The 5,653-nt window shown below is 73.3% G+C and carries 1 protein-coding gene; it reads right to left on the bottom strand.

Going from position 1 to position 5,653, the window contains the following annotated elements:
• Nucleotides 1-5,587: SDR family NAD(P)-dependent oxidoreductase (locus AB0Q99_RS34090; RefSeq protein WP_363578121.1), on the bottom strand; the 5,587-nt coding region annotated here is incomplete at its 3' end.
• Nucleotides 5,588-5,653: the final 66 nt, after the last annotated feature.

Raw genomic sequence — 5,653 nt, 5'->3', positions numbered from 1 at the left:
TCGCCTCCCGGAACACCGGCTCCGAGCCGTACAACTCCCCACCCATACCCACCCACTGCGCACCCTGCCCCGGAAACACGAACACCGACCGACCCGGCGAACCGGCCACACCCGTGATCACGCGGGGGTCTCCGTCGGCGAGGGCGGCCAGTTCCGCCATGAGGTCGGTCCGGGTGCTGCCCACCAGGGCCGCCCGGTGGGCGAGCATGGTGCGGGTGGTGGCGAGGGCCCGGCCGATCGCGGCCGACCGGAGTTCGGGGTGGGCGGTGATGTGGTCCGCGAGCCGTCGGGCCTGGGCGCGGAGGGCGTCGTCCGTCTTGCCGGACAGCAGCCACACGGTGGGCTCCGCGGAGTCGTCCGCGGCGGGTTGTTCGGGGGTTTCTTCCGGGAACTGTTCGATGACGACGTGGGCGTTGGTGCCACTGGCCCCGAAGGCCGAGATGCCCGCGCGGCGGGGACGCCCCATCTCCGGCCACGGCCGGGCCTCGGTCAGCAGCCGGATGTCACCGGTGCCCCACTCGACATGCGGCGTGGGCTCCTGGACGTGCAGTGTCGGCGGCAGTTCGGCGTGCCGCATCGCCATGACCATCTTGATCACACCCGCCACACCCGCCGCCGCCTGGGTGTGCCCGATGTTCGACTTCACCGACCCCAGCCACAACGGCTCCACCCGGTCCCGGCCGTACGTCGCCAACAGCGCCTGCGCCTCGATGGGGTCACCGAGCGTCGTCCCCGTGCCGTGCGCCTCCACCGCGTCCACCTCGGACGCCTCCAACCCGGCGTTCGCCAACGCCTGGCGGATGACGCGTTCCTGGGACGGACCGTTGGGCGCGGTCAACCCGTTGGACGCCCCGTCCTGATTGACCGCCGAACCCCGCACCACCGCCAGCACCCGGTGGCCGTTGCGACGGGCGTCCGACAACCGCTCCAGCAGCACCAACCCCGCACCCTCACCCCACGCCGTACCGTCAGCCGTCGACGAGAAGGGCTTGCACCGGCCGTCAGGGGCCAGGGCACGCTGGCGGGAGAACTCCGTGAACTGCAGGGGGGTCACGCTCACGGTCACCCCGCCGGCCAGGGCGAGTGTGCACTCCCCCGAGCGCAGTGCCTGCGCGGCGAGGTGGATCGCCATCAGTGACGAGGAGCAGGCGGAGTCGACGGACACGGCCTGGCCCTGGAGGCCCAGCAGGTAGGAGACCCGGCCGGAGGTGATGCTCGGCGAGATGCCGGTGGCGAGGTAGCCCTCGGTGTCGGGCGGTGCCTGGTCGGGGCTGCCGACGTAGCCGGAGGACCAGATGCCGGTGAACACGCCCGTCCGGCTGCCCCGCAACGACGTCGGATCGATCCCCGCGTCCTCGAACGTCTCCCACGCGGTCTCCAGCAGCACCCGCTGCTGCGGATCCATCGCCAACGCCTCACGCGGCGAAATCCCGAAGAAATCGGCATCGAACCCCGCCGCGTCCGCGAGAAAACCACCCGACCGCGCATACGACGTCCCGGGATGATCCGCATCCGGATGGAACAACCCCTCAACGTCCCACCCGCGATCACCCGGAAACGCCCCGATCGCATCCACCCCGGCCGCCACCAAGCCCCACAGCTCCTCCGGCGACCCCACCCCACCCGGCAACCGGCACCCCATACCCACGATCACCACCGGATCAGCCCCACCACCCACCCCACCCACCGGCACCACCGGCACCACCGGCACCACACCCCCACCCGCACCGGAGAGTTCGGCTGTGAGGTGGTCGGCGAGGTCGGCGGGGGTGGGGTGGTCGAAGACGAGGGTCGCGGGCAGCCGCAGGCCGGTGGCGCCGGCGAGGCGGTTGCGCAGTTCGACGGAGGTCAGGGAATCGAAGCCGAGGTCGCGGAAGGCGAGTCCGGGGGTGATCGCGGCGGCGTCGGAGTGGCCGAGGACGGTGGCGGTGTGGGCGGCGACCAGGGACAGCAGGTCCGACACGGGGGCCTTCGGCGTCGGCAGGGTCTGCGGCATCCAGAGGTCGGCCGTGGTCAGCGCGGGACGTCCGGCAGCCAGCGCGGTGTCGAACATGGCCAGGGCGCGTTCGATGCCGAGGGGGCGGATGCCCTTGCGGGCGAGGCGTTGGCGGTCGGCCGCGGTGAGGTGGGCGGTCATGCCGCTCTCCTGCTCCCAGTAGCCCCAGGCCATCGACACGGCGGGTAGTCCGAGGGTCTGCCGGTGTGCGGCGAACGCGTCGAGGTAGGCGTTCGCCGCCGCGTAGCCGGCCTGGCCGGCGTTGCCGAGTACACCCGCGGCCGCCGAGAACAGCACGAAGGCGGCGAGGTGGTGCTCGCGGGTCAGCTCGTGCAGGTGCCAGGCGCCGTCGACCTTGGGACGCAGCACCCGGTCGAGCTGCTCTGCGGTCAGCCGTTCCACCACGGTGTCGTCGAGCACGCCGGCCGCGTGGACGACGGCGGTGAGCGGGTGCGCGGCCGGGATCGAGTCCAGTACGGCCGCCAGCGCGTCCCGGTCCGCGACGTCACAGGCCACGACCCGCACGTCGACGTCCCCTTGCGGCTCCAGGTGCGGCACCGCGCCGCCGCCGCGGCTGACGAGCAGCAGGTGCCGTACCCCGTAGCGGGACACCAGGTGCCGGGCGACGGCCTGGCCGAGGGTGCCGGTGCCGCCGGTGATCAGCACGGTGCCGTCGGGGTCGATCGGCTGGGGGACGGTGAGGACGATCTTGCCGATGTGGCGGGCCTGGCTCATCAGCCGGAAGGAGTCGACGGCCTGGCGGAGGTCCGCGGGGGTGACCGGCAGCGGCTCCAGCGTCCCGTCGGCGACCATCGCCACGACCCTGGAGAGGATGTCGCCCTGCCGCGCGGGGTCGACGTCGTTGAGGTCGAAGGCCCGGTAGATCAGGCCCTCGGGTGAACGGACGTCCGTCTTGCCCAGCTCGACGAACCGTCCGCCGTCGGCGAGCAGCCGCAGGGAGGCGTCGGTGAGTTCTCCCGCGAGCGAGTTGAGGACGACGTCCATGGCCGGGAACCGGTCGGCGAACCGGGTGTCGCGGGACGAACCGATGTGGTCGTCCGCCAGTCCGAGGCGCCGCAGGGTCTCCCACTTGGCGGGGCTCGCGGTGGCGAAGACCTCCGCGCCGCTGTTCAGGGCCAACTGGATGGCGGCCATGCCCACACCGCCCGCGCCGGAGTGGACCAGGACCCGGTCGCCGGGGCGCAGTTCGCCGAGGTCGAACAGCCCGTACCAGGCGGTGGTGAACGCGATGGGCACCGACGCCGCCGCGGTGAAGCCCCAGCCGTCGGGGATCGCCGTCAGGAGCCGGTGGTCGGCGACCGCGCGCGGCCCGAAGGCGCCGGGCATCATTCCCATGACGCGGTCGCCGGGCCGCCAGGCCGTGACGCCGGGGCCGACCTCGACGACGGTGCCGGCCCCTTCGCCGCCCAACGGGGGCCGGTCCGGGTACATGCCGAGGGTGATGAGCACGTCGCGGAAGTTCAGGCCGGCCGCGCGTACGGCGACCCGTACCTGTCCGGGTTCCAGCGCGGCCTCGTGCCAGGCCAGCAGGGCCAGGTCGTCCAGTTGCCCGGTGCCGGACTCGCTCAGCCGGTACGCGCCGTCGGGGGCGGTCAGTTCCGGCGCGTACCTGGCCTGCCGCGGCACGAGGACGCCTTCCCGGCGCAGGGCCAGTTCGGGTTCGTCGCCGGCTGTCACGGCGGCCCGGACCGCGTCCTCCTCGGACGCGTCGCCCATGTCGACCAGGACGAACCGGCCGGGGTGCTCGGCGGCGGCGCTGCGGACCAGGCCGCGTACGGCCGCGCCGGCCACGCCGCGGGTGAGGACGGCCAGGCGTGCGGCCGCCCGCTCCGGCTGCTCGGCCAGGAAGTCCTGGACGAGCGCGCGGGCCCGCTGGACGAGGGCGTGCACCGAGTCCGCGTCGGCTTCCGCGGTGAGTACCGGGCTCGGCACCACCTCGGTCGGTGTGCTCGCGGTGAGGGGCACCCACTGGGTGTGCAGCACCGCGGCCCGGGCCTCGGCGGCCGGACGGACGGTCAGCGCGGTGATGTCCGCGACCGGGTTGCCGGACAGGTCGGTCAGTGTCGCGCGGTAGGTGCCGGTGCCCGTACGGGCCAGGTGGACCCGGGCGGACGACACACCGGTGGTGTGCACGGCGACGCCGGAGAAGGAGAACGGCAACCGGACCCGGGTGTCGGGGCTGAGCAGGATCAGCGGCTGGAGTGCGGCGTCCAGGAGCGCGGGGTGGATGCCGAAGCCGGCGCCGTCGGGGACGGACACCTCGGCGTACAGTTCGTCCTCGCCCTGCCACAACTCCCGCACGCCCCGGAACGCGGGTCCGTACTGGTATCCGAGTCCGGCGAGGAAGGCGTAGAACCCTTCAGGGTCCACGGGTTCGGCGTTCCTCGCGGGCCAGTCGAGGCGACCGGCCGTCACCTGGCCGCCGAGAGTTCCGGACGCGTGGCGGACCCAGCCGTCGCCGCCCTTGGAGTGCACGGTGACCGGGCTGCGGCCGGCGTCGTCCGGGGCGCCGACCGAGACCTGGATGTCCGTGGGCGTGTCCGAGAGCACGAGGGGCAGGTGCAGGACGAGGTCGTCGAGGGTCCCGCCGGCCAGGGTGGCGAGTTCGAGGAAGGCGGTGCCCGGCAGCAGGACCGTGCCGTCGACGGCGTGGTCGGCCAGCCAGGGGTGCGTGCGGGTGGAGACACGGCCACTGTGCACGGTGCTGCCGTCGGGCAGTTCGACCGTGGTGCCCGCCAGCGGGTGCCCGGTGCCGTGGTCGCCGGCCGCGGGGGTGAGCCAGTAGGTGCTGCGCTGGAAGGCGTAGCGCGGCAGCCTGACGCCGTGCGGGCGGTCGTGCGGCCAGGTCACGGCGACGCCCTGGACGTGGAGGCGGGCCAGGGCGGTGTGGAACTCCCCGATGGCGCCGTGGTCGCGGCGCAGGGTGCCGGTCGCCACGCCGTCCAGGTCCTGCACCAGCACCGGGTGCGGGCTGACTTCCACGAACACCTCGTGGCCGTCGGCGGTGAGCCGGGCGGTGGCCAGGTCGAACCGAACGGGTTCGCGGAGGTTGCGGTACCAGTAATCGGCGTCGAGGGCGGAGGTGTCGACCGGTTCCGCGGTGACGGTGGAGTAGAAGGGGACGTCCGCGGTCCTCGGCTCGATCCCGGCGAGGTCGGTGAGCAGTTGCTCGCGGATCGCCTCGACCTGCGCCGAGTGCGCCGCGTAGTCGACGGGGATGGCGCGGGCGCGGATGCCGTCCCTGGCGCAGGCTGCCAGCAGTTCGTCCAGGGCCCCGGGTTCGCCGGACACGACGACGGTCGAGGCGGAGTTGACCACCGCGACGGTGATCCGGTCGCCCCAGGGGCTCAGGTAGCCGGCGGCGTCGTCCGCGGACAGCGCGACCGAGACCATGCCGCCGTGTCCGGCCAGGGCGACCAGGGCCCTGCTGCGCAGAGCCACCACCCTGGCGGCGTCCTCCAACGACAACGCCCCCGCCACGTACGCCGCCGCGATCTCCCCCTGCGAATGCCCCACGACGGCATCAGGCTCCACACCATGGGCACGCCACAGCTCCGCCAACGCCACCATCACCGCGAACAGAGCGGGCTGCACCACATCCACCCGCTCCAGCGAACCACCACCGACCAACACCTC

Source organism: Kitasatospora sp. NPDC086791 (genome assembly GCF_040685975.1).
GTDB lineage: Bacteria > Actinomycetota > Actinomycetes > Streptomycetales > Streptomycetaceae > Kitasatospora.
Note: the sequence above shows the minus strand (reverse complement) of the source record. Positions and strands in the feature narration are given on the sequence as shown.